17 protein-coding genes are annotated in these 23596 nt (G+C 63.8%); 7 read left to right on the forward strand and 10 right to left on the reverse strand.

Features of this window, described 5'->3' with window-relative positions; translation table 11 throughout:
• Positions 1-12: 12 nt before the first annotated feature.
• Complete coding sequence (locus tag PC358_RS19105) at positions 13-1188, reverse strand: O-antigen ligase family protein (protein ID WP_033701850.1); 1176 nt, start codon at positions 1186-1188, stop codon at positions 13-15.
• A gap of 101 nt (positions 1189-1289) precedes the next feature.
• Between PC358_RS19105 and PC358_RS19110 the strand changes: the two genes are divergently transcribed.
• Complete coding sequence (locus tag PC358_RS19110) at positions 1290-1895, forward strand: BUD32 family EKC/KEOPS complex subunit (protein ID WP_033701851.1); 606 nt, start codon at positions 1290-1292, stop codon at positions 1893-1895.
• A 3-nt stretch (positions 1896-1898) separates the two neighbouring features.
• Here PC358_RS19110 and PC358_RS19115 read toward each other — a convergent pair whose 3' ends face one another.
• The 9 genes from PC358_RS19115 to putP all read right to left on the reverse strand — a co-directional run bounded on the left by PC358_RS19115 (position 1899) and on the right by putP (position 12586).
• On the reverse strand, positions 1899-2990 hold the full coding sequence (locus PC358_RS19115; protein ID WP_033701852.1) for a glycosyltransferase: 1092 nt from the start codon (positions 2988-2990) through the stop codon (positions 1899-1901).
• 46 nt (positions 2991-3036) lie between these two features.
• Complete coding sequence (locus PC358_RS19120) at positions 3037-3810, reverse strand: glycosyltransferase family 2 protein (protein WP_033701853.1); 774 nt, start codon at positions 3808-3810, stop codon at positions 3037-3039.
• A gap of 65 nt (positions 3811-3875) precedes the next feature.
• Positions 3876-4832, reverse strand: a complete 957-nt coding sequence (locus tag PC358_RS19125) for a glycosyltransferase family protein (protein ID WP_033701854.1) — start codon at positions 4830-4832, stop codon at positions 3876-3878.
• A gap of 48 nt (positions 4833-4880) precedes the next feature.
• Positions 4881-6284 carry a PIG-L deacetylase family protein gene (locus PC358_RS19130; protein WP_033701855.1) on the reverse strand — a complete coding sequence of 468 codons (1404 nt, stop codon included), beginning with the start codon at positions 6282-6284 and terminating at the stop codon, positions 4881-4883.
• Positions 6281-7177, reverse strand: a complete 897-nt coding sequence (locus PC358_RS19135) for an antimicrobial resistance protein Mig-14 (RefSeq protein ID WP_033701856.1) — start codon at positions 7175-7177, stop codon at positions 6281-6283. The genes PC358_RS19130 and PC358_RS19135 overlap by 4 nt, the downstream gene beginning before the upstream one ends.
• Positions 7177-8307 carry a glycosyltransferase gene (locus tag PC358_RS19140; protein WP_033701857.1) on the reverse strand — a complete coding sequence of 377 codons (1131 nt, stop codon included), beginning with the start codon at positions 8305-8307 and terminating at the stop codon, positions 7177-7179. Before PC358_RS19140 ends, PC358_RS19135 begins: the two co-directional genes overlap by 1 nt.
• Entirely contained in the window at positions 8291-10048 is a 1758-nt protein-coding gene (locus PC358_RS19145) for a carbamoyltransferase family protein (protein WP_027592485.1), read from the reverse strand. Before PC358_RS19145 ends, PC358_RS19140 begins: the two co-directional genes overlap by 17 nt.
• A 116-nt stretch (positions 10049-10164) precedes the next feature.
• Positions 10165-11001 carry a 23S rRNA (adenine(2030)-N(6))-methyltransferase RlmJ gene (locus PC358_RS19150; RefSeq protein WP_033701858.1) on the reverse strand — a complete coding sequence of 279 codons (837 nt, stop codon included), beginning with the start codon at positions 10999-11001 and terminating at the stop codon, positions 10165-10167.
• Positions 11002-11107: 106 nt separating this feature from the next.
• On the reverse strand, positions 11108-12586 hold the full coding sequence (gene putP / locus PC358_RS19155; RefSeq protein ID WP_033701859.1) for a sodium/proline symporter PutP: 1479 nt from the start codon (positions 12584-12586) through the stop codon (positions 11108-11110).
• Between putP and PC358_RS27810 the strand changes: the two genes are divergently transcribed.
• The 6 genes from PC358_RS27810 to mdtD all read left to right on the forward strand — a co-directional run bounded on the left by PC358_RS27810 (position 12585) and on the right by mdtD (position 23524).
• Positions 12585-12911, forward strand: a complete 327-nt coding sequence (locus PC358_RS27810) for a hypothetical protein (RefSeq protein ID WP_143500709.1) — start codon at positions 12585-12587, stop codon at positions 12909-12911. The two genes, putP and PC358_RS27810, sit on opposite strands and share 2 nt — an antisense overlap.
• A 31-nt stretch (positions 12912-12942) precedes the next feature.
• Positions 12943-16896 carry a trifunctional transcriptional regulator/proline dehydrogenase/L-glutamate gamma-semialdehyde dehydrogenase gene (gene putA / locus PC358_RS19160; protein ID WP_033701860.1) on the forward strand — a complete coding sequence of 1318 codons (3954 nt, stop codon included), beginning with the start codon at positions 12943-12945 and terminating at the stop codon, positions 16894-16896.
• Between the two features lie 464 nt (positions 16897-17360).
• Positions 17361-19163 carry an acyl-CoA dehydrogenase gene (locus PC358_RS19165; protein WP_033701861.1) on the forward strand — a complete coding sequence of 601 codons (1803 nt, stop codon included), beginning with the start codon at positions 17361-17363 and terminating at the stop codon, positions 19161-19163.
• A 31-nt stretch (positions 19164-19194) separates the two neighbouring features.
• A complete protein-coding gene (locus PC358_RS19170) occupies positions 19195-20637 on the forward strand; it encodes a TldD/PmbA family protein (RefSeq protein WP_033701862.1) in 1443 nt (480 codons plus the stop codon).
• The gene (locus PC358_RS19175; RefSeq protein ID WP_033701863.1) at positions 20637-21968 is read left to right on the forward strand and encodes a TldD/PmbA family protein; all 1332 of its coding nucleotides are present in this window, start codon (positions 20637-20639) and stop codon (positions 21966-21968) included. The genes PC358_RS19170 and PC358_RS19175 overlap by 1 nt, the downstream gene beginning before the upstream one ends.
• 128 nt (positions 21969-22096) lie before the next feature.
• Positions 22097-23524 (forward strand): multidrug transporter subunit MdtD, encoded by a 1428-nt coding sequence (mdtD, locus tag PC358_RS19180; protein ID WP_033701864.1) that lies wholly within the window; start codon positions 22097-22099, stop codon positions 23522-23524.
• Positions 23525-23596: the final 72 nt, after the last annotated feature.

The following is a 23596-nucleotide window of genomic DNA, read 5'->3' on the forward strand; positions in this document are numbered from 1 at the left end:
CGAGCTCGCTGTTCAGGTTGAACCGGAAATTTTACCACAGGCTTCATTTTCGGCACGCCCCCAGGGCAACAACATGGCCAGGCCGACCGGCAACCAGCTGATGAACCACTCCGCACGCGGCGTACCGGTCAGGCTGGCGGCATCGAACTGCATGGCCAGGGTCGAGTAGACCCAGAAGCACAAGAGTACCTTGCCGAACAGTGTGGCACGGGCCCGGACGATTTCACCGAGGGTGTACAGCCACACGGTCACCCACAGCAGCATGCCGGGCAGGCCCATTTCCACCGCAACGTGGGTGAACATGTTGTGGGTATGGTCGAAGTGCTTGCCGACTGCGCTCACATCGTACCCAGCGCCCAGGCCCAGGCCTGTCCAAGGATGGGCGGCAATCATGTCCACCACCGCATGGAAAATCTCCGGCCGGTAGGACGAGCCGCGCTTGGCGATCAGGTCGTACATCACATAGAACGCAGCGCCCGTGGCGATGACCGCCAGGATCGAGAACACCCGGCTGTGACGATCACGGAACCACAGCGGCGCCATCACCACCGTGATCACCAGGGCCAGGATCGCCCCGCGGCTCTGGCTGAGCACTGCAAACGCGCCCAGGCAGGCCAGCGCCGCCAGCCACAGCAACTGCATGCCACGCTTTTGCGGCGGCTCGTACAACAGGAACAGCGCGGCGGCCCCGACCACATAGGCACCCAGGATGGGGTGTGAAATTTCACCGATACCTGCCAGCCGGGCCAGCAGCGATTTGCCCTGCAACCCGTAGAAGTTGATGATCGACACCAGCGCGGCGAAGGCCAAAAGGCCACTCCCCAGCAGCAACAACTGGCGGATCCGGGCCAGCCCCAGCTGGGCCAGCAACGGGAACGCCATCAGGAAGACCAGAATGTAGATCAGGCGCTTGATTTCACGCCCCGGCTCTTCGGCCGGCGACCAGGCCAGGCTCAACCCGCTCCAGGCCAGCAGCAACAAGATACTGCCCCACAATGCCGGCTGACGCCGCCAGGCCTGGGCAAACACCTGCCGGGCAGACCACGCCAGCACGAGCGTCGGTAACCACAAAAACAACACCAGCCCTTGCTGGTAGATCTTGTTGCTGGGCGCCAATGCAATTGCCGCCAGGAACCAGACCAGACCCAAACCTAACCAGGCCCGAGCCCAGCGTTTTTCATACAACATCCTTTTCCCCCGATGAATCAAAGACACCATCCATGGTGCTACCGCATTATTTTCGGCATTATTGCCGGTCATTTTGCTCGCCAGACGACAAGGCTCTATTCATGCAATGCTCCCGGCTCACCCAGATCGACTTCGATCAGCTGACACTAGGCGCACAGGTGCTAGAGGCAGACAGCCATGGCGCCAAAGTCTACCTGCTCAAGGATGGTAATTTCCTTAAGGTTTTTCGCCGTAAACGATTGATTTCATCTGCCCTGTTGCGCCCCTACTCGCAGCGCTTCGTCGACAACGCCGCGCGACTGGCGCAATTGGGCATTCCCACCCTCGAGGTGATCAGCCAGCACAAACTCGACCTGCCCGGCAGAACCGCGGTGCTGTATCGCCCGCTGCCCGGGCGGACCCTGCTGCAGATGTCGCGCGACGCCGACTTCAGCTGGGACACCTATCTGCCGCGATTGATCGAACTCATACGCCAGTTGCACCGCGCGGGTGTCTACTTCCGCTCACTGCACCTGGGCAATGTCGTGGTCACCCCCGATCAGCGCCTGGGGTTGATTGATGTGGCCGACATGCGGTTCCTGCGCCCGCCGTTATCTGCCCGCATGATTCGTCGCAACGTGCAGCACATGGTGCGCTACATCGAGCGGGAGAACCTGGGTGACCAGTTCCCCCTCGCCGACTTCGAGGCAGCCCTGCTGGCCCGCTGAGGGTCAACCTCGCAGCAGGTTTTGCGAGCCATTCTGGAAGGCTTGCCAGGCCTGCTCCGGCGCCAGTGCCTGGCGTTGTCGGGCGGCCACGGCTGCGGCGTCTGGCAGGCTGCAGCGCGCTATCGCCTCGGCCCAGGCATGCTCATCGGCAATGGGCAGGTAGCCACCGGTGTCCAGCAACTGCTCACGGAACACCAGCAGGTCACTGCACACCACCGGCACGTCGGCCATCACCGCCTCTTGCACCACCAGCCCCAGGCCCTCCGAACGCGAAGGCACCAGTAGCCAGTCAAATGCCCGGTACAGCCGCTGCAGGTCTTCACGATGGCCGCACAGATGGACCTGCCCGGCCAGGCCCAGTTCGTCGATGCGCGCTTGCAGCACGGCATGCAGAGGGCCTTCACCAATGATTGCCATCTGCAGGTCGGGCTTGTCGACAACGGCCTTGGCAAACGCCTCGATCAGCATTTCAAAGCCCTTGCTTTCGACCAGCCGCCCCACCGCACCGAGCACCTGGCCGCTGCCTGGCCGCAACGCCAGTGCCTGCCTGGCCTGCTCGCGGCTCAACAGCGTTTCGACGAAGGCCCGAGGGTCGAGGGCCATGCGCAGGGTCTGTACCGGCCGCCCAAGGTCGTGCTCCAGGGCTTCGGCAAGCGTGTGCGAAACCGCTGCGATGCTCAAGCGCTCGGCGGGCAATGCCCGCAACAGGCGGATATCACTCGCCGTCAGGCGCGTCTTGCCGTGGAACAGTACCTTGGCACGCACCTCGGGAATCTGCTGCAGCAGCGGCAGCACCAGCCTTGCCACGCCGACACCGTCGAGCAGCACGATCTCGGCCTGGGCCTCGGCCAGCGCCTTGCGCAGGCGCATGCGCAGCCACGGCCGCAGCAGGCGCCACAGGTGCCGGCCCTTGAGCGCACGCGGCGGCATGTGCCACTCCCGGGTCGAGCCGAGCCCACAGCACAGCCCGCTGCCCAACAGCAGCCAGTTGCTGATCCTGGCATCGGGCCCGGCGTGGGACAGCACCTGTCGGTGAACCTTGTGGATGGACATGTACGGCGAACCGCCTGCCCACATCATATTGACGATGTTCATGGGGTTAGCGCCCCTCTCCCGCTCAAAGTCAGGTGGGACTGCGACTTCATTGAACAAAAATGGTGATACCCATGCCGATCACGGCACCTGCCACCAGCGTCAATGCCAGCTTTATCCGATCACGTTGACGACGTTTGGCCTTGCGCTCCACTTCTATGGGCAAGGTCACGTGATTACCAAATCCTGTGTGCAATACTGCATCACCCTCCAAGGTGACCGCTGTCAGATTTAACTCAGCATAACGACGGGAAAGCGCCTTTTCTCCAGCATAGGCGGCAAATGGTGCACAGCGCTGATAATCGCTCAAACGACGCAGGCCGGGGTTGAGCGAAAACGCTTGCCACTCCGCTTTTTCGGAAAGCAGTGGGTAGCAAGGCACGCCCGCGATCACCTGACGGTCGCCCAGGTGGATGTAAGGGCTGTGCACGGACAGGTCATGGGCATGGCTGCGCAGCCAGACCTGCAGCAGGTTGGGGCTGACCTCCAGGATCGCCCGGGAATCTTCGACAAAGCCCTGCCGGTAGAAATGCCAGTCATCCTCGCAATGGAAGATGTAAGGCGTCTTGACGTGGCTGTAAGCCAGGTCGATCGACGGCAGCTGGCCCAGCTTCGGCCGATTGACGAACACCTTGCAATGCGGTTTCCAGTGCTCTGGCACTGCCCCATGCACGGCATCGTCACCGGAATCTTCGGTGATGAAGACTTCGCGAATGGGCGCGGTGTTGTAGCGATCGAAACTCTCAAGGGTGTCTTTGAGCAGATCGAACCGCCCACAGCTGGTCACGACCAGCGTGACATCACTCTCATTTGAAAAGCGCACCGGACTCCCTCCGCATTGCGACAATCGACTTCCAGCACCCGCTCCGTAGGCACGAAAGTGCTTTATTAAATGCCCAGTTTCAGACGTAGCCGCTGCCAGGCAGACAACGGCGGATGAGGCCTGAGCGCAGGGCGCATGTGGTCGACGATGCTACGTCCAACTTCACCGAAACTGAAACGAGAAACCGCCAGATGGCGGCCATTTTCAGCAATCCGCTGGGCCAGCGCAGGGTCGGCGCGCAAACTGCGCAGCTTTTCCTGGAGGGTCGGGATGCTGTCATAGAACACCACGTTGTGCATGTCCTGCAGGCCCAGGGCGCGGTTTTCTTCCTCGCCCTGGTCGAACGCCAGCAACACACAGCCACAGGCCATGGCCTCGAAGTTCTTGATCATGTACTCGCCCATGCCGACATCGGCACTGACGAAGAAACGAATACGGTTGAGCGTGTTGCAATAGTCCTCACCCGACTTGGTGCGGGTCACCACCAGGTTCTCGACCCGCCCCAACTCGTCCAGCAGCGCCTTGCGCCCGCTGTAGGCAACGCTGTTGGTACTGCCGACGAACGCCAGGTCGATATCGCGCTCACGTTCCTGGTCGGTCAGCAGCTGCTCATCGTAGCCCTTGGGCACGAATACCGCGTCAAAGCCTTCCTGGCGCAGGCGCTCGCTGACCATGTAGCCCGAACTGATCACCCGCGCCCACGGCAGTTTGCGGTAATGCGCGCTGAACTTGCCGGTGTACTTGCAGGGGATGTAGTTCTGGTAGGCGTCATGTTCGAGGATGACCAGGTTTGGCACCGTCTGGATGAACGCCACTTGGCGGATTTCCTGCTTGAAGCGCAGGAAGAACACGATGCGGTCGTAACGCTCCACCTGCACTTCACGCTTGAAGTAGCGGCGCAGGTTACGCTGGTCTTCACTGGTCAGCCAGCGCAGGTCACATTCGCAGTTGGCCGCGACGCCATCGTACAGGCGGTCGAGGATCGCCCGCTGTTCCTTCTGCACCAGAAATAAGACTTTCATTGCTTTCCTTGGGCGCGCTGCGCCATCGCGGTCAACCATGGGCATTGTTTACAGCTCACGGCGCCAGAACAGTTCATGCCGGCGCACAGCCTTGCGGAAGAATTCGTTTTCGCCATAGGGCGACGGCCTGCGCCCGGCAAGCCAGCGTTGCAACAACCGCCGCAGGCGGCGTTTGAACGGCGCGGGAGGCTGCAGGTCGTGCATCATGCCCAGGGCCATGGCTTTGTCGTGCTGGGTCGGCACGTCCAGCACCAGCGAGCACGGTGCCCACGGCTGCTCGGCACTCAGTTGTGGTGGCAAGGCCACACCGTCGCCGCTGTCACCCATCGGCCAGCGGTCGTTGTCATGCAGGTGGTTGGCGTAGCACAGCAGCGTTTGCGGCTGCCACGCTAGGCCTTGCAGGGCTTCCAGCACGGCCGCCTGGGCACAGACATGATCGGGGTGCGGGTCGAGTTGCGGGTGCGGCATGACCAGCACCTCGGGCTTGGCCATTGCCAACAGCGCACGCAGGTCGGCCAGCAGGTTGTGCCAGGTCGGCGCACCGTCATTGTCGGCCGGCAGCGGGAACGGATTGAACTGGCGGAACGGGCGGATATCAGCCATGTCGGCTTCGCGTGAAGCCGCCGGTACATCTGGCGCGGCCTGCATGGCGGGCAGTTGCAGGCAGAAGTAGCCCAACTGCACGCAGCGCGATTGCGGCACGCCAGCCCAGCGCGGCACGGCAATGCTGTCCCAGGCGCGCAAGCGCCCTTTCAGGCGTGCCGCCTGGGCCTTGCCCAGGCCCATTTTCTGATAGTGCTCGGCTTCGATCTCGCCGGCAGTCAGGGTGACCACCCAGGTTTCGTCAGCCTGGCTGTACAGCCCATAAGCCGCCAGCTCGGCATCATCGGCATGCGGCGCAATCACCATGACGCGGCGGCGCTGCAACTCGACGCTGGGGGTTATCCACAGGCGCGGTTCGCCCTGCAGCTGGCAATGGCGGCCACGCACACGCAGCGTGCCGGCCTTGAGCGGCAAGGCCATGCCGGTCAGGTTCAGGAAGCGCACCCCGTTGACGCCGCGCTCGAAGGTTTGCCGATCACTCAGCGCATCCGCAGAAAGCTCCACCCGCGGGTCGAGAAAGCGCCCCAGCCAGGTGCTCTTTATCCGCAGTTCCAGGACGAGGGTCTCGTCACCTTGCAGTGTCACATCGGCCTGCAGCAGCCCACCCTGCAGGCTGACCGCCGCCGCGCGGGTTTGCTCACCGAAGTTGTAGGCGTAATCCTCGCCGGGTGCGTAGAACAAGTGATCGGCGAACCAGGCCTCATGGGCGGCCCAGACCAACGGCAGCAGCAAGAGCGGCAGCCACCACCAGGCCAGTACCCCCAGCGCGATCAGTGCGACCAGGCCGGCAAGCAGGCCCAGGCGCTTGTTGCGCCGATGGTGCTTGAGCAATTGCTGCTTGCGGCTCACGCCTGGAACACCGGCACGGGGTTGCACCAGCGATCCTTGTACTCGCGGTCGGCACGGCCGAACGAGAACCGCAGTGGCTTGTTACGTGCGCGGGCGTCTTCCCAGGCTGCCTGGGTGTTGAGGAAGCTCAGCACGCTACCGGGGCTGAATGCCTTGGTCTCGGGGTCGACGCCGCCGTTGACGTACTCGACGCTGATCCACTCGGGCGCTTCGACCCGGTACACCAGCTGAATCGCGATCGGTTTGTCGTCCAGCAGCAGCACCGAACCGATCAGCAGCTCGCGTAAACGCTCGAGCACCTCGGCCAGGCGCTCGGCGCCGGTAGCCGGGAAGCCCCAGCGGCGCTGGAAGAGGTCACGGTACATGGCGGCTATCTGGCCGGCGTCGAAGTCACTAATCGGCCGCACCACCCCGCCCGCCTCTTCCAGCAGGCGCAACTCGCGGCGCTGGTTGTAGCGGAACTTCTTAGACAGGTCTTCATGAGCGCGGGCCATGGCCAACTGCTCGGTCTGTGCCTTGAGGCCGGTAAAACGACCCTGATTCAGCTCGGACAGGTAACGCGCGGCATGGCGCAGCGGCGCGCTGGCATCGGCGGCGGCCGGCAGGATGATCTCGGCATTGCCCAGGTCGAACAGGCCCTTCTTGCCCGCGCGCTTGAGCACGTCCTTGGACAGCGCCAGGTGGCGCCCCCAAGTCGGAATCGCCGCTTTCAACTCGCCGTCTTGCAGCCAACCCAGGTAGCGCACGGGGATCTGCGCCAGCTCAGCCAACTGCTCGACCACCCGCGGATGGGTGGCAACGCTGCCACCAAACCGCGCCCAAGCCTCGGCATACGCCTTGGCGTCGATGACTTGCCAGCCGCGCTCGCGGAAGGCTTGAATACGATTAAGCATCACGCCTTCGCCACCAAGGCACGCACCTGCGGCAGTTGCCAGAAGGCTTCGCGTACCGCCGAGTCAGAGAAGCGCTGGTGCAGGCGTTGCAGCATGTGCTCGGCGCACGCCTCGCGCTGCTGGTCGTCTAGCGCGGCCATGTGCTTCAGGCCTTGAGCCAGCTGCGCATTATCGCCAAGGGGGAACAGCACACCCACACCCTCGACCACTTCGCGTGCCCCACCACAGGCCGTGGCCAGCAGTGGTACGCCCGCGACCATGGCTTCGAGCAGGACCATGCCGAACGGCTCATGATCGGAACTCAGGGCAAACACATCGAACGCCTTGAAATAGCGCCGCGCGTCCGGCACCTGGCCGAGGAAATCCACCTGGCCGGCAATGCCGAGCTCGGCCGCCAATGCCTTGAGTTGGGCTTCGAGGCGGCCTTTACCCAGAATCGCCAGGCGCGCGCCTGCGGGAAGCCCCGGCAGCGCTTCGGCAAAACCACGCAGCAGCGTGGCCTGGTCCTTGTCCGGGTGCAGGCGCCCGACATTGCCGACAATCCACGCCTGAGGGTCCAGGCCAAGAGCCTGGCGCGCCGCTTCACGCGGCACCAATGCCGCTTGCAGGGCCTGGATATCGATACGGTTGTACAGGGTCTGGATGCGTTCGGCCGGCCACTGCGGCAGGCAACGGCGCATGTCGTCACGCACCGCATCCGAAACACCCAGCAGGCTCAGGCGCTTGCTGAACAGGTTGGCAAACAGCCGCCGCCCCTTGCGCTGATAGTCGCCAAAGGCATGGTGCACGCCGATTACCGGTAGGCCGGTACCCAGCAATGCCACATAGATCGGCTTGAACCGGTGGGCGATGCAGAAACTGAAATTGCGCTCGGCAGCAATCCGCCGCAAGGCGCGGATGGCGCCTAGCTTCAGGCCACGCACAGCCTTGGAGCTGAACTCCAGAAACAGCACCTCGTCCGACGCGCAGCCCGCCGCAACCTGCGGGTCGGCGGCGCCGGTGAGAAATACCGTGGTGACCTGGTAGCCACGCCCCTGAAACAGGCTGGCGTACTGACGGGCACAGTCCAGGAACGGCCCGTCATAGCCATGGCAGAACTGCAGGATGCGCGGTTCAGAGCGGCTGGTCATACGCGGCCGCGCCGTCCTTCACTACCAGGATGTCTTCCATGATCAGGTACTGCAGGTCCGAGCCAAAGAACATGTTCAAGGCATCGGTCGGCGAGCAGATCATCGGTTCACCACGGCGGTTCAACGAGGTGTTCAGCGAGACGCCGTTGCCGGTCAGGTTTTCCAGCGCCTTCATCATGTCGTAGTAGCGCGGGTTGTACTCGCGCTTCAGCACCTGGGCACGCGAAGTGCCGTCCTCGTGGACCACTTCCGGCACACGGGTTTTCCACTCTTCAGCCACTTCGAAGGTGAAGGTCATGAAGGGCGCCGGGTGGTCGACCTTGATCATCTGCGGCGCGACGGTGTCGAGCATCGACGGGCAGAAAGGCCTCCAGCGCTCGCGGAACTTGATCTGGTGGTTGATGCGGTCAGCCACGCCTTCGACGCTCGGGCAACCGATGATCGAACGACCGCCCAGGGCGCGTGGGCCGAACTCCATGCGGCCCTGGAACCAGGCCACCGGGTTGCCGTCGACCATGATTTTGGCGATCTGCTCTGGCATGTTGTCGAGCTTGCGCCACTTCGGCTGGTCCGGGTGACGGGCGCAGGCGGCGATCACGTCCTCGTTGGAGTACGACGGGCCAAGGTAGACGTGCTCCATCTTCTCGACCGGCACGCCACGGGCGTGGGAAACATAAGCAGCAGCACCCACCGCAGTACCGGCGTCACCGGATGCCGGCTGGACGAACAGCTCCTTCACATCCGGGCGGGCGATGATCTTCTGGTTGAGCTTGACGTTCAGCGCGCAGCCGCCGGCGAAAGCCAGCTTGCCAGTCTGCTTCAAGGTGTCGCCCAGGTAATGGTCGATCATCTGCAGGGCCAGCTTTTCGAACAGCGCCTGCATGCTGGCTGCGTAGTGGATGTACGGCTCGTCGGCAATGTCGCCTTCGCGCTTGGGGCCCAGCCATTCGATCAGCTTCGGCGAGAAGTAGAAGCCCTTGCCCTTCTCTTTATAGCGGCGCAGGCCGATGACGTTGGCGTATTCGGTGTTGATCACCAACTCGCCGTTCTCGAAGCTGGCCAGGCGCGAGAAGTCATACTTGCTGGCATCGCCGTACGGCGCCATGCCCATGACCTTGAACTCGCCGTCGAGCATCTCGAAACCGAGGAACTCGGTGATCGCGCCATACAGGCCGCCCAGGGAGTCCGGATCGAAGAACTCCTTGATCTTGTGGATCTTGCCGTTTTCGCCGTAGCCGAAGAAGGTGGTGGCGTACTCGCCCTTACCGTCGATGCCGAGGATCGCGGTTTTTTCCTTGAAGCCCGAGCAGTGGTAGGCGCTGGAGGCGTGGGCCAGGTGGTGCTCGACCGGCTCGATCTTGACCTTTTTCGGGTCGAAACCCAATTGCTCCAGGCACCAGACGATCTTCTTGCGGTAGCGCTTGTAGCGGCGGTTGCCCATCAGGATCGCGTCGAGGGCGCGGTCCGGGGCGTACCAGTAACGCTTGGCATAGTGCCAGCGGGCTTTGCCGAACAGGCTGATCGGGGCAAACGGAATGGCTACCACGTCGACGTCGGACGGTTTGATGCCCGCCTGCTCCAGGCAGAACTTCGCCGACTCGTAGGGCATGCGGTTCTTCGCATGCTTGTCACGCACGAAGCGCTCTTCTTCGGCGGCGGCAATCAGCTTGCCGTCAATGTACAGGGCCGCGGAAGGGTCATGGCTAAGGGCGCCGGACAGGCCAAGAATCGTCAATGCCAAGGGATTAGCCTCTTCATTCGGTAGAGATGCGCCAGCGGCCTTGTGGGCGGATGGCGGCTAAAGGGCGGGATTATAACGCAAACAACAAGGACACACCGCCCCTTGTAGGCGCCTGGTTATTCGGCGATCAGCCAGTCCATCCGGTAGCTGCCAGCGGTTTGCGCCAGCTCTTTGGCCAACCACGGCAGCAGCTCGTGGAGCTCTTCTTCCAGCCCCCACGGCGGGTTGGCAATGGCCAGGCCAGAGCCATTGAGCCCCTGCGGGCTGTCCTGGTGGTGCACGTACAACTCGACACGCAACAGCTTGGGCGCGCCGGTGCTGGTCAGGTCCTGATAAAAGCGGGTCAGCGAGCGCTGATCCTTGATCGGGTACCAGATGGCCGCGACAGTCTGGCGCATGCGCCCGATTGCCTCTTTCATCGAGTTGGTGCAGCGCTTGAGCTCATCGGCCTGCTCGAACGGCGGGTCGATCAGCATGATCGCGCGTTTTTCCTGCACCGGCAGCAGGGCACGCGGCACATGCCAGCCCTCGCCCAGGTGCACGAATACGCGCGGGTCCTTCTTCATGTTCTCTTTGAGCAGCGGCCCGTCTTCGGGGTGCTTCTCGTTGAGCAGGGCGCGGTCCTGCTGACGCATCAGGCGGCGGGCGAGCTCTGGCGAGCCTGGGTAGTAACGCAGTTCGCCATCGGCATTGAGCCGCTTGATGATGCGCAGGTAATCGCCGGCCATGGCCGGCAGGTCGTCGCGATTCCACAGCCGGGCAACGCCCTCGAGGTATTCACCGGTGCGGGTCGCCTGGTCGCCCTGCAAGTCATACAGTCCAAGGCCTGCGTGGGTGTCGATATAGGCGAACGGCTGCTCCTTGCGCGACATCAGGGCGATGAGGCGGGTCAGCACGATGTGCTTGAGGACGTCGGCGTGGTTGCCGGCGTGGAAGGCGTGACGATAATTCATGGCAACTCCTGCGGGGGTGGCAAGTTTACCTTGCCTTGCAGGCGGAGTCAGGCCTGGCTGTCGATCAGCGGCGCCCGCGAAGCAGGCACCGCTCATTCAACAGGTATTACTTGTCGGCGTGATACGCCGCGTCGGCCGTCTCGAAGCGCTGCACCATCGCTTGCGATGGGCTGCCCAGCTTGCTCACCAGAATGATGGCGATGCTGCCCAACAGGAAGCCCGGGATGATTTCGTACAGGCCCCAGACATCGATCTGCTTCCACACGATCACGGTCAGCGCACCCACCACGATACCGGCCAGGGCACCGTTACGGGTCATGCCCTTCCACAGCACCGAGATCAGCACCACCGGACCAAAGGCAGCACCGAAGCCTGCCCAGGCATAAGCCACCAGGCCCAGTACACGGTTGTCCGGGTCGGCTGCCATGGCGATGGCGATCAGCGCCACGGCCAGCACCATCAGGCGGCCAACCCAGACCAGCTCGCGCTGCGAGGCATTCTTGCGCAGGAAGGCTTTATAGAAGTCTTCGGTCAAGGCACTGGAGCAAACCAGCAACTGGCAGCTCAGGGTGCTCATCACCGCCGCCAGGATGGCCGACAGCAGCACACCGGCGATCCATGGGTTGAACAGGATCTTCGCCAGCTCGATGAACACGCGCTCGCGGTTCTCGGTGACCGGGCCTGCCAGGTCAGGGTGCGCCGAGAAGTAGGCGATGCCGAAGAAGCCCACGGCGCAGGTGCCAGCCAGGCACAGGATCATCCAGGTCATGGAGATGCGGCGTGCCTTGGCGATCGACTTGACCGAATCGGCGGCCATGAAGCGCGCCAGGATGTGCGGCTGCCCGAAGTAACCCAGGCCCCAGCCCATCAGCGAGATGATGCCGACGAAGGTTGCACCTTTGAGCATGTCGAAGTTGGCCGGGTTCTGCGCCTCGATGGCCAGGAAGGTGGTGTCGACGCCACCGGTGGAGATCAGCACGATGATCGGGGTAAGGATCAGCGCGAAGATCATCAGCGATGCCTGCACGGTATCGGTCCAGCTCACCGCCAGGAAGCCACCGACGAAGGTGTAGGCGATGGTCGCCGCAGCACCGGCCCACAGCGCGGTTTCATACGGCATGCCGAACGTGCTTTCGAACAAACGAGCACCGGCCACGATGCCAGAGGCGCAATAGATGGTGAAGAACACCAGGATGACGATGGCCGAGATGATCCGCAGCAGGCCGCTTTGGTCTTCGAAACGGCTGGCGAAGTAGTCCGGCAGCGTCAGTGCATCGCCGTTGTGCTCGGTCTGCACCCGCAGGCGGCCGGCAACGAACAGCCAGTTCAGGTAGGCACCAACGGTCAGGCCGATGGCGATCCAGGCTTCGGAAAGGCCCGAGAAGTAGATGGCGCCCGGCAGGCCCATCAACAGCCAGCCGCTCATGTCGGAGGCACCGGCGGAAAGCGCGGTAACCACACTGCCCAAGCTGCGCCCGCCAAGGATGTAGTCGGAAAGGTTATTGGTGGCGCGATAGGCGGCGAAGCCGATCAGCACCATTGCCGCGATGTAGATCACGAAGGTGATCGTTAGTGGATTGCCCATGCGTGTGCCCTGGCGTTTGTTTTTATTTCATGCACAACCACAACGAGGTGGTTGCACCCAGGCGACGAATCCTATGCAACAACACAAACGAGGTGCAACCATTTTTCTTCCTGTAGTTGCACCTACTTATGCATTTTCAGTTATTGCCTACTTTTTGCTCCTTTTTGGAGCAAAAACCGCGTTTTTCAGATTAAAACGCACCATAAACAACCCTTTATTACGTGTAGGAATGTTCGCCGGACGAGTTGCACCTTTTCTGCCAAAAAAACGGGTTGCACCTGGTTGCACCCGAATTGCCCTACAGATACTCTTGGCGTCAGCTTAGGCCACAACCGTGGCAATAACGAGGATAAGAAATGGCGACGACCACCCTTGGGGTCAAACTTGATGACCCTACCCGTGAGCGACTCAAAGCAGCTGCGCAGTCCATCGACCGCACGCCGCACTGGTTGATCAAGCAAGCGATCTTCAACTACCTGGAGAAGCTCGAGGGTGGCGCCACCCTGACCGAACTGAACGGTCAGGCCAGCAACCTGGCCGACGACGCGGGCGAAATCCAGCCCGACCATGCTCACCAGTGCTTCCTTGAGTTCGCCGAGAGCATCCTGCCGCAATCGGTCCTGCGTTCGGCCATCACTGCCGCCTATCGCCGCCCCGAGCAGGAAGTCATCCCGATGCTGCTGGAGCAGGCTCGCCTGAGTGCGCCGCTGGCAGAGGCCACCAACAAACTGGCCGCCGGCATCGCCGAGAAACTGCGCAACCAGAAGAGCGCAGGCGGGCGTGCCGGCATCGTCCAAGGGCTGCTGCAAGAGTTCTCGCTGTCGTCCCAGGAAGGCGTGGCGCTGATGTGCCTGGCCGAAGCCTTGCTGCGCATCCCCGACAAAGGCACCCGTGACGCGCTGATCCGCGACAAGATCAGCAACGGCAACTGGCAGCCGCACCTGGGCAACAGCCCGTCACTGTTCGTCAACGCCGCCACCTGGGGGCTGTTGCTGACCGGCAAGCTGGTGTCTACCCATAATGAGTCTGGCCTGACCTCGTCGCTTACCCGCATCATCGGCAAAAGCGGCGAGCCGATGATCCGCAAGGGCGTCGACATGGCGATGCGCCTGATGGGCGAGCAGTTTGTCACCGGCGAAACCATCGCTGAAGCCCTGGCCAACGCCAGCCGTTTCGAGGCCAAGGGTTTCCGTTATTCCTACGACATGCTCGGCGAAGCTGCACTGACCGAGCACGACGCCCAGAAGTACCTGGCGTCCTACGAGCAGGCCATCCACTCGATCGGCAAAGCCTCCCATGGCCGCGGCATCTATGAAGGCCCGGGCATCTCGATCAAGCTGTCGGCGCTGCACCCACGCTACAGCCGCGCCCAGTACGAGCGCGTGATGGAAGAGCTGTACCCGCGCCTGCTGTCGCTGACCCTGCTGGCCAAGCAATACGACATCGGCCTGAACATCGACGCCGAAGAGGCCGACCGCCTGGAGCTGTCGCTCGACCTGCTCGAGCGCCTGTGCTTCGAACCTTCGCTGGCTGGCTGGAACGGCATTGGTTTCGTTATCCAGGCCTACCAGAAGCGCTGCCCGTACGTCATCGACTATGTCATCGACCTGGCCAAGCGCAGCCGCCACCGCCTGATGATCCGCCTGGTGAAAGGCGCCTATTGGGACAGCGAGATCAAGCGCGCCCAGGTTGAAGGCCTGGAAGGCTACCCAGTCTATACCCGCAAGGTGTACACCGACGTTTCCTACGTTGCCTGTGCACGCAAGCTGCTGGCAGTACCCGAAGCCATCTACCCGCAGTTCGCCACGCACAACGCCCACACCCTGTCGGCCATCTACCACATCGCCGGCCAGAACTATTACCCAGGCCAGTACGAGTTCCAGTGCCTGCACGGCATGGGCGAGCCACTGTACGAACAAGTGGTCGGCAAGATCTCCGAAGGCAAGCTGAACCGCCCGTGCCGCGTGTACGCGCCGGTCGGCACCCACGAAACCCTGCTGGCCTACCTGGTCCGCCGCTTGCTGGAAAACGGCGCCAACACCTCGTTCGTCAACCGCATTGCCGACCATTCCATTTCCATCCAGGAACTGGTCGCCGACCCGGTCGCCAGCATCGAGCGCATGGGTACCCAGGAAGGCAGCCTCGGCCTGCCGCACCCGCGCATTCCGCTGCCGCGTGAGCTGTATGGCAGCGAGCGGGCCAACTCGGCCGGTATCGACATGGCCAACGAACACCGCCTGGCGTCGCTGTCCTGCGCCATGCTGGCCACCGCCCATAACGACTGGAAAGCCACCCCGCTGCTGGCCTGCGCCGCCAGTGAAGCAGCCGTAGCACCGGTACTGAACCCGGCAGACCACCGCGACGTGGTCGGCCATGTTCAGGAAGCCACCGTTGCCGACGTCGACAACGCCATCCAGTGCGCACTCAATGCCGCGCCGATCTGGCAGGCCACCCCGCCCGCCGAGCGCGCTGCGATCCTGGAGCGCACCGCCGACCTGATGGAAGCCGAGATCCAGCCGCTGATGGGCCTGCTCATCCGCGAAGCCGGCAAGACCTTCGCCAACGCCATCGCCGAAGTGCGCGAGGCCGTGGACTTCCTGCGCTACTACGCGGTGCAGGCACGCAACGACTTCAGCAACGACGCCCACCGCCCGCTGGGCCCGGTGGTCTGCATCAGCCCGTGGAACTTCCCACTGGCGATCTTCACCGGCCAGGTGGCCGCTGCCCTGGCGGCCGGTAACCCGGTCTTGGCCAAGCCTGCCGAACAGACCCCGCTGATCGCGGCCCAGGCCGTGCGCCTGCTGCTTGAGGCCGGCATTCCCGAAGGCGTCCTGCAACTGCTGCCAGGCCGTGGCGAGACCGTGGGTGCTGGCCTGGTCGGTGACGAGCGCGTCAAAGGCGTGATGTTCACCGGCTCCACCGAAGTCGCCCGTCTGCTGCAGCGCAACGTCGCCGGGCGCCTGGACAACCAGGGCCGGCCGATCCCGCTGATCGCCGAAACCGGCGGCCAGAACGCGATGATCGTCGACTCCTCGGCGCTGACCGAGCAGGTGGTGATCGACGTGGTGTCCTCGGCCTTCGACAGCGCCGGCCAGCGTTGCTCGGCCCTGCGCGTACTGTGCCTGCAGGAAGATTCTGCCGACCGCGTGATCGAAATGCTCAAGGGTGCCATGGCCGAAAACCGCCTGGGCAACCCGGACCGCCTGGCCGTGGACATTGGCCCGGTGATTGACGCCGAAGCCAAGGCGGGTATTGAAAAACACATCCAGGGCATGCGTGAAAAAGGCCGCTCGGTGTACCAGGTCGCCATCGCCGATGCTGGCGAGGTCAAGCGCGGCACCTTCGTCATGCCGACCCTGATCGAGCTGGACAGCTTCGATGAGCTCAAGCGCGAGATCTTCGGCCCGGTGCTGCACGTGGTGCGCTACAACCGCCGCAACCTCGACCAGTTGATCGAGCAGATCAACAACTCCGGCTACGGCCTGACCCTCGGCGTGCACACCCGCATCGACGAGACCATTGCCAAGGTGGTGGAGAACGCCAACGCCGGCAACATGTACGTCAACCGCAACATCGTTGGTGCGGTGGTGGGCGTGCAGCCGTTCGGTGGTGAAGGCCTGTCTGGTACCGGCCCGAAAGCTGGTGGCCCGCTGTACCTGTACCGCCTGCTGTCGACCCGCCCGGCTGACGCGATTGGCCGTCACTTCCAGCTTCAGGATGGCGAAGGCAAGCCGGACCGCACCCTGCACGAGCAGTTGATCAAGCCGCTGCACAGTCTCAAGGCCTGGGCCGAGAGCAACCAACAGGCCGACCTGGCCGCGCTGTGCACACAGTTCGCCGGCCAGTCGCAGAGCGGCATCGCCCGCCTGCTGCCAGGGCCTACCGGCGAGCGCAACAGCTACACCATCCTGCCGCGCGAGCACGTGCTGTGCCTGGCGGACAACGAGGCTGACCTGCTGGCGCAGTTTGCCGCGGTGCTGGCCGTTGGCAGCTCGGCGGTGTGGGTGGATGGCGAGCCAGGCAAAGGCCTGCGCGGCCGCCTGCCGAAGGAGCTGCAGGGCAAGGTCAAGCTGGTGGCAGACTGGAACAAGGATGACGTGGCGTTCGATGCCGTGATCCACCATGGTGACTCGGACCAGCTGCGTGGCGTTTGCCAGCAGGTGGCCAAGCGCGCCGGGGCGATCGTCGGGGTGCACGGGTTGTCCAGCGGGGATCATCAGATTGCGCTGGAGCGCTTGGTGATCGAGCGGGCGGTGAGTGTGAATACCGCTGCTGCTGGCGGTAATGCCAGCTTGATGACCATTGGTTGATAGCTGACGGTTGGTGAAGAAGGAGAGCTTAGGCTCTCCTTTTTTTTATGGGTTTGGTGTTACGGCCACCAGGTGCATGCCACTGGCTTCTCGGGCGCGCTCGAGATCGAGCGCCGCCCGCGCGGCGCATCGCGACGCAAGGCCGCTCCTACATTTGTTTCGGGCCAATTATTCCTGAGGTATTGGCGCGCGGCCCTTTGGCGCCCGCCTCGATATTGCGTCATGCGAACAAGGCGGTCGCGCGCAAATGCCATAGGCCTCACTGGCCCGAAACAAATGTAGGAGCGAGCTGGCTCGCGATGCGCCGCGCGGGCGGCGCTCGATCTCAGGACCAGCAAATACGTCACGGCTAGCGCCTGCCCGCCCCCACACCTTCTAAACCCATATCACCCGCACCTATTAACCTGTCTCCCACCTCTATTTAAATCCTAGACTCGGTCCAACCCCGCCCAAGGACCGCCCCGATGCCCGAGACCCTGCTCAGCCCCCGCAACCTCGCCTTCGAACTCTACGAAGTGCTCGACGCCGAAGCCCTGACCCAGCGCCCGCGCTTCGCCGAGCACAGCCGCGAAACCTTCGACGCGGCCCTGACCACCGCCCGCACCATCGCCGAAAAGTACTTCGCGCCCCACAACCGCAAGGCCGACGAAAACGAGCCGCGCTATGTGGACGGCCGCGCCGAGCTGATCCCGGAGGTCAAACCGGCAGTCGATGCCTTCCTCGATGCGGGGTTTCTCAACGCCAACCGCGACTTCGAAGCCGGCGGCATGCAACTGCCCAGCCTGGTCTCGCAAGCCTGCTTCGCCCACTTCCAGGCTGCCAACGCCAGCACTACGGCCTACCCGTTCCTGACCATGGGCGCGGCCAACCTGATCGAAAGCTTCGGCAGCGAGGAGCAAAAGCGCCTGTTCCTGCAGCCGATGATCGAAGGCCGCTACTTCGGCACCATGGCCCTGACCGAACCGCATGCCGGGTCTTCACTGGCCGATATCCGCACCCGCGCCGAACCCGCCGGCGATGGCAGCTACCGGCTCAAGGGCAACAAAATCTTCATCTCCGGCGGCGACCACGAACTGTCGGAAAACATCGTGCACATGGTCCTTGCCAAGCTGCCGGACGCACCGCCCGGCGTGAAGGGGATCTCGCTGTTCATCGTGCCCAAGTACCTGGTCAACCAGGACGGCAGCCGCAGTGAACGCAACGACGTGCTGCTGGCCGGCCTGTTCCACAAGATGGGCTGGCGCGGCACCACCTCTACCGCGCTCAACTTCGGTGACAACGGCCAGTGCGTCGGCTACCTGGTCGGCCAGCCGCACCAGGGCCTGGCCTGCATGTTCCAGATGATGAACGAGGCACGTATCGGCGTCGGCATGGGCGCGGTGATGCTCGGTTATGCCGGCTACCTGTATTCGCTGGAGTACGCCCGCCAACGGCCGCAGGGGCGCCTGCCAGACAGCAAGGACCCGCAGAGCCCCGCCGTCCCTATCATTGGGCACAGCGACGTGAAGCGCATGCTGCTGACCCAAAAAGCCTACGTGGAAGGCGCCTTCGACCTGGGCCTGTACGCCGCGCGCCTGTTCGACGACACCCAGACCGCCGACGACCAGAGCTCTCGGCAACAGGCCCAGACACTGCTCGACCTGCTGACCCCGATCGTCAAATCCTGGCCGTCGGCGTACTGCCTCAAAGCTAACGAACTGGCCATCCAGATCCTCGGCGGGCACGGCTACACCCGCGAATACCCGGTCGAGCAGTATTACCGCGACAACCGCCTGAACCCGATCCACGAGGGCACTGAGGGCATCCAGTCACTCGACCTGCTCGGCCGCAAACTGGCGCAACACAACGGCGCCGGGCTCAAGCAACTGATCCGCCTGATCGCCAGCACGGCCGAGCGCGCCAGCCACCACCCCGGCCTCGACACCCTGCGCCAGCCACTGGAGCAACTGGTCAATCGCCTGCAAGCCGTCACCCTCGCCCTGCTGGGCGATCTCGCCCAAGGCAAGGTCAATGCCGCCCTGGCCAACTCGGCCCTGTACCTGAAGGCGTTCGGCCATTGCGTGATCGGTTGGCGCTGGCTGGAGCAAGCCCTCCACGCTGAACTTGGCCTGCTCAAGGGCAATGCCGCAGACCGCGACTTCTACCAGGGCAAACTGCAGGCCGCCCGTTATTTCCTCACCTGGGAAGTGCCTGGCTGCCATAATGAGCTGGCATTGCTCGAGGCCCGCGACGATACGTGCCTGAGCATGCAAGAGGAGTGGTTCTAGGGGGAGCCACCACTGACTCGGAGGTTCCCGCATGTTCGATTCCAGCGCCCTGCTGCGCCAGCGCTTCGCCGCGCTGCGCAGCACGGCGGAGTTGTTTTCCCTGCGCCATGTGAAACAGTCGCACCAGGCGCTGTCGGTGCGCCGCAATGTGGCCGAGCCACCGTTCTTCAGCCAGGACGAGGGCGCCATGCTCACCGTGCGGGTCAATGGCGTGGAGGCTTATGCAGCCACCGCAGACCTGTCCCAGCACGGCCTGCAACAGGCACTCGAACGCGCCGAAGCCCTGGCCCGGCAGATCGCCGGGCATAGCCTGCTGGACCTGCGCGAGCAACCGGTGACCAGCGCGCGCCACGACCACGTTTCGCCCCACTTCGATCAACCCTTGCCCAGCCTTGCCGACTGCCTCGGCCTGCTCGCCGCCGAATCGGCCAGCGTGCCCAAGGACAGCCGCCTGGTGGACTGGCAGGCCGGCCTGGGCATGAGCGTAGTCGAGCAAACCTACCTCAACTCTGCCGGCGCCGAACTGCGCCACGCCCAGCGTTTCCTGTTCCCAGGCCTGAGCGTGACCGCCAGCGACGGCCAGGACAGCCAGAGCCGCAGCCTGGGCCGTGACAACTTCGGCCAGCAGGGCGGTTTCGAGATCGTCGAGCGCTGTGGCCTGATCAGCGCCGCCAGTCGCGTCGCCGACGAAGCGCTGCAACTGTTGCTGGCACCCAATACACCCAGCGGCCCGCACGACCTGCTGCTGATGCCCGACCAGATGATGCTGCAGATTCACGAGTCCATCGGCCACCCACTGGAGATGGACCGCATTCTCGGCGACGAGCGCAACTACGCCGGCACCAGCTTCGTCAAAGCCAGCGACTTCGGCCACCTGCAATACGGCTCGGCGCTGCTCAACGTGACCTTCGACCCGACCATCGGCGAAGAGCTGGCCAGCTACAGCTACGACGATGACGGCACCCAGGCCAGCAAGCAATTCCTGATCCGCGACGGCTTGCTGTTGCGCCCGCTGGGCGGCGCCCTGTCGCAGTTCCGCTCGGGCCTGGACGGCGTGGCCAACAGCCGTGCCTGTGGCTGGAACCGCGCACCGATCGACCGCATGGCCAACCTCAACATCGAGCCAGGCGACCGCTCGCTGGCACAATTGGTCAAGGGCATCGAGCACGGCATCCTGATGCGCACCAACCGCTCGTGGTCCATCGACGATGCACGCAACAAGTTCCAGTTCGGCTGCGAGTGGGGCCAACTGATCGAGAACGGCGAACTCAAGGGCGTCGTCAAAAACCCCAACTACCGCGGCATCTCGGCGCAGTTCTGGCGCAACCTGTCGGCAGTCGGCGACCGCAGCACCTTCCAGGTGCTGGGCACGCCCAACTGCGGCAAAGGCGAACCCAACCAGGTGGTACGGGTCGGCCACGCCTCGCCGGCCTGCGTGTTCCGCCAGATCGACGTATTCGGAGGCGACGCCTGATGAGCGCCACACCCCAGCAACGCTTCGAAACCCTGCTTGGCGCCCTGCGCGATACCCTTCAGGTGGGCGAGCAGTTCACCCTTGGTTACAGCGCCGAACAGTCGCAGTTCATCCGCTTCAACCACGCCCTGGTGCGCCAGGCCGGCGAGGTCAGCCAGGCCAGCGTGCAATTGCGCCTGATGCGTGACGGCCGCCAGGCCGAGCAGCAGATCACCCTCGGCGATGATGCCGTGCTGGACCGCACGCGCCTGGCCGATGCCCTCAGCCAACTGCGCCAGACCCTGCCGCTGTTGCCGGTCGACCCCTACCTGCGCCTGGACGATACCCCATGGCACAGCCATAGCCAGCAGGATCACCCGCTGCCGGAGCTGGATGAGGTCCTTGCCCTGATCGAACGTGAAGCCGGCGACCTGGACTTGGTCGGCATCTATGCCGCCGGGCCGATCTGTCGCGGTTTCGCCAACTCGTTCGGCGCCTTCGGCTGGCACCAGGCCAACAGTTTCAACATGGATTGGAGCCTGTTCCACAGCAACGGCCAAGCAGTGAAAGCCAACTATGCCGGGCAGGTTTGGCACGCCGACGACTTCACCGCCCGCCTGCGCCAGGCCCGCGAACAGCTGGCCTTCCTCGGCCGCCCGGCGATTACCTTGAAGCCGGGCAGCTACCGCGCCTACCTGGCGCCTGCGGCCATGGACGAGATTGCCGGCATGCTGTGCTGGGGCGGTTTTTCCGCGCAGGCGCTGGCCACCGGCAACAGCGCCCTGCAACGCCTGTACAACGGCGATGCCCGCTTGAGCCCGCTGGTCAGCTTCGACGAGCAGGTCAGCGGCTCGCTGAGCCCGGCGTTCTCGGATGAGGGTTCACCGCGCCTCGATGTGCCGCTGATCACCCAAGGCCAGGCCGTGCAGCGTTTGATCAGCGCGCGTAGCGCGGCCGAGTTCGCACTGCAGGCCAATGGCGCCGACAGCTACGAGTCGCCCTGCGCCTTGAGCCTGGCGCCGGGCAACCTGGCCAGTGAGGCGATCCTCGAACGGCTTGGCACCGGGCTGTATATCAGCAACCTGTGGTACCTGAACTACTCGGACCTGCCAGCGGCGCGCATGACCGGCCTGACCCGCTTTGCCACCTTCTGGGTAGAGAATGGTGAGATTCAGGGGCCGGTGAGCACCATGCGCTTCGATGACAGCCTGTACAGCCTGCTGGGCAACCAACTGGAAGACCTGACCCGCGAGCGCGAGATGATCCTTTCCACCAGTACCTATGGACAGCGCAGTACCGGGTCGAGTCATTTGCCGGGGGCTCTGGTCAAAGGCCTTACCCTGACATTGTGATTGGCGTTGCTGGCCTCTTCGCGGGGCAAGCCCGCTCCCACACATAGCCGCCGCTTCTGGTGGCTGAGCGGTACTTGTGGGAGCGGGCTTGCCCCGCGAAGAGGCCGGTACTGACAAACGAGGACGTCATGCCCGAACGCACACCGCTCGACCCCGTCACCGCCCGCTGGATCCCGTGGGTAGTGGCCATCGCTTTCTTCATGCAGTCCCTGGACGGCACCATCCTCAACACCGCGCTGCCGGCCATGGCCCGCTCGCTGGAAGAGGACCCGCTGCGCATGCAAGGCGTGATCATCGCCTATATGCTCACCGTGGCCTTGCTGATACCCGCCTCCGGCTGGATCGCCGACCGCTTCGGCACCAAGCGCATCTTCTTCAGCGCCATCCTGTTGTTCAGCTTTGGCTCGCTGCTGTGCGCGGCCGCCAACAGCCTGGGCTTTCTGATCCTGGCGCGGGTCGTGCAGGGCCTGGGCGGCGCGCTGATGCTGCCGGTCGGGCGGCTGGTGGTGCTGCGCGCCTATCCACGCACCGAACTGGTGCGCATCATGAGTTTCATCACCATCCCCGGCCTGCTCGGCCCTCTGCTAGGCCCTACGGTCGGCGGCTGGCTGGTAGAGATCCTCAGCTGGCACTGGATCTTCCTGCTCAACCTGCCGGTGGGCGCCATCGGTTGTTATGCCGTGTGGAAGTTTATCCCCGACCTGCGCGGTGCCGAGCGCACCAGCTTCGATGGCCCGGGTTTTCTGCTGTTCGGCGCGGCGATGGTGCTGATCACCATCGCCATGGAAGGCTTGGGTGAGCTGCACTTGCCACACCTGCGGGTAATGTTGCTGCTGTTCGCCGGCATGGCCTGCCTGGCCGCGTACTGGCTGCGTGCCGGGCGCGACCCAGAGCCGCTGTTCTCACCCAGCCTGTTCCGTGTACGCACCTTTGCCATCGGCATCCTCGGCAACCTGTTCGCCCGCCTGGGCAGCGGTGCCCTGCCCTTCCTTGTGCCCTTGCTGTTGCAGGTGGCGCTAGGCTATTCGCCGGCCCAGGCCGGCATGAGCATGATCCCGCTGGCAGCGGCGGCGATGCTCGCCAAGTCCATCGCCCGGCCGCTGATCGAGCGCCTTGGCTACCGCATCATCCTCACCGGCAACACCCTGCTGCTGGGGCTGCTGCTGGCCAGCCTTGGGCTGATCGACGAACAGACCCCCTACGCCGTACTGCTGATACACCTGGGCCTGCTCGGCGCGGTCAACTCCATGCAGTTCACGGCCATGAACACGGTGACCCTGATCGACCTCGACGATGCCAGCGCCAGCAGCGGCAACAGCCTGCTGTCGGTGGTCGCCCAGCTGGCCCTTAGCCTGGGCGTGGCCTGCGCCGGGGCATTGCTCGGCGGCTTCACCGCCGCGGGCAGTGCCGAAGGCGTGGAAAGCACCTTGGGGGCGTTCCAGCTGACCTTCGTCACCATCGGCATCATGTCGATGCTGGCAGCGGCGATCTTCCTGCAACTGGCGCCGACAGACGGAAGGCGTGCCCGTCGTCCGGAACAACACATGGAGTCGTAGGGCGAATGGCCACGAGGCTGGTAGACTGTGCGGCATTTTTCGCTTCGCTACACAGGCCCGCCTCGTGACCAC

The organism is Pseudomonas capeferrum, assembly GCF_000731675.1.
GTDB lineage: Bacteria > Pseudomonadota > Gammaproteobacteria > Pseudomonadales > Pseudomonadaceae > Aquipseudomonas > Aquipseudomonas capeferrum.

Excerpts from the sequence above, each read along its gene's own strand:
- PC358_RS27810 (WP_143500709.1), top strand. The coding sequence starts at position 12,585 with ATGCGTGTGCCCTGGCGTTTGTTTTTATTTCATGCACAACCACAACGA.
- PC358_RS19150 (WP_033701858.1), bottom strand. The coding sequence starts at position 11,001 with ATGAATTATCGTCACGCCTTCCACGCCGGCAACCACGCCGACGTCCTC.
- PC358_RS19105 (WP_033701850.1), bottom strand. The coding sequence starts at position 1,188 with ATGTTGTATGAAAAACGCTGGGCTCGGGCCTGGTTAGGTTTGGGTCTG.
- mdtD (WP_033701864.1), top strand. The coding sequence starts at position 22,097 with ATGCCCGAACGCACACCGCTCGACCCCGTCACCGCCCGCTGGATCCCG.
- PC358_RS19115 (WP_033701852.1), bottom strand. The coding sequence starts at position 2,990 with ATGAACATCGTCAATATGATGTGGGCAGGCGGTTCGCCGTACATGTCC.
- PC358_RS19175 (WP_033701863.1), top strand. The coding sequence starts at position 20,637 with ATGAGCGCCACACCCCAGCAACGCTTCGAAACCCTGCTTGGCGCCCTG.
- putA (WP_033701860.1), top strand. The coding sequence starts at position 12,943 with ATGGCGACGACCACCCTTGGGGTCAAACTTGATGACCCTACCCGTGAG.
- PC358_RS19125 (WP_033701854.1), bottom strand. The coding sequence starts at position 4,832 with ATGAAAGTCTTATTTCTGGTGCAGAAGGAACAGCGGGCGATCCTCGAC.
- PC358_RS19110 (WP_033701851.1), top strand. The coding sequence starts at position 1,290 with ATGCAATGCTCCCGGCTCACCCAGATCGACTTCGATCAGCTGACACTA.
- PC358_RS19165 (WP_033701861.1), top strand. The coding sequence starts at position 17,361 with ATGCCCGAGACCCTGCTCAGCCCCCGCAACCTCGCCTTCGAACTCTAC.
- putP (WP_033701859.1), bottom strand. The coding sequence starts at position 12,586 with ATGGGCAATCCACTAACGATCACCTTCGTGATCTACATCGCGGCAATG.
- PC358_RS19135 (WP_033701856.1), bottom strand. The coding sequence starts at position 7,177 with ATGCTTAATCGTATTCAAGCCTTCCGCGAGCGCGGCTGGCAAGTCATC.
- PC358_RS19170 (WP_033701862.1), top strand. The coding sequence starts at position 19,195 with ATGTTCGATTCCAGCGCCCTGCTGCGCCAGCGCTTCGCCGCGCTGCGC.
- PC358_RS19140 (WP_033701857.1), bottom strand. The coding sequence starts at position 8,307 with ATGACCAGCCGCTCTGAACCGCGCATCCTGCAGTTCTGCCATGGCTAT.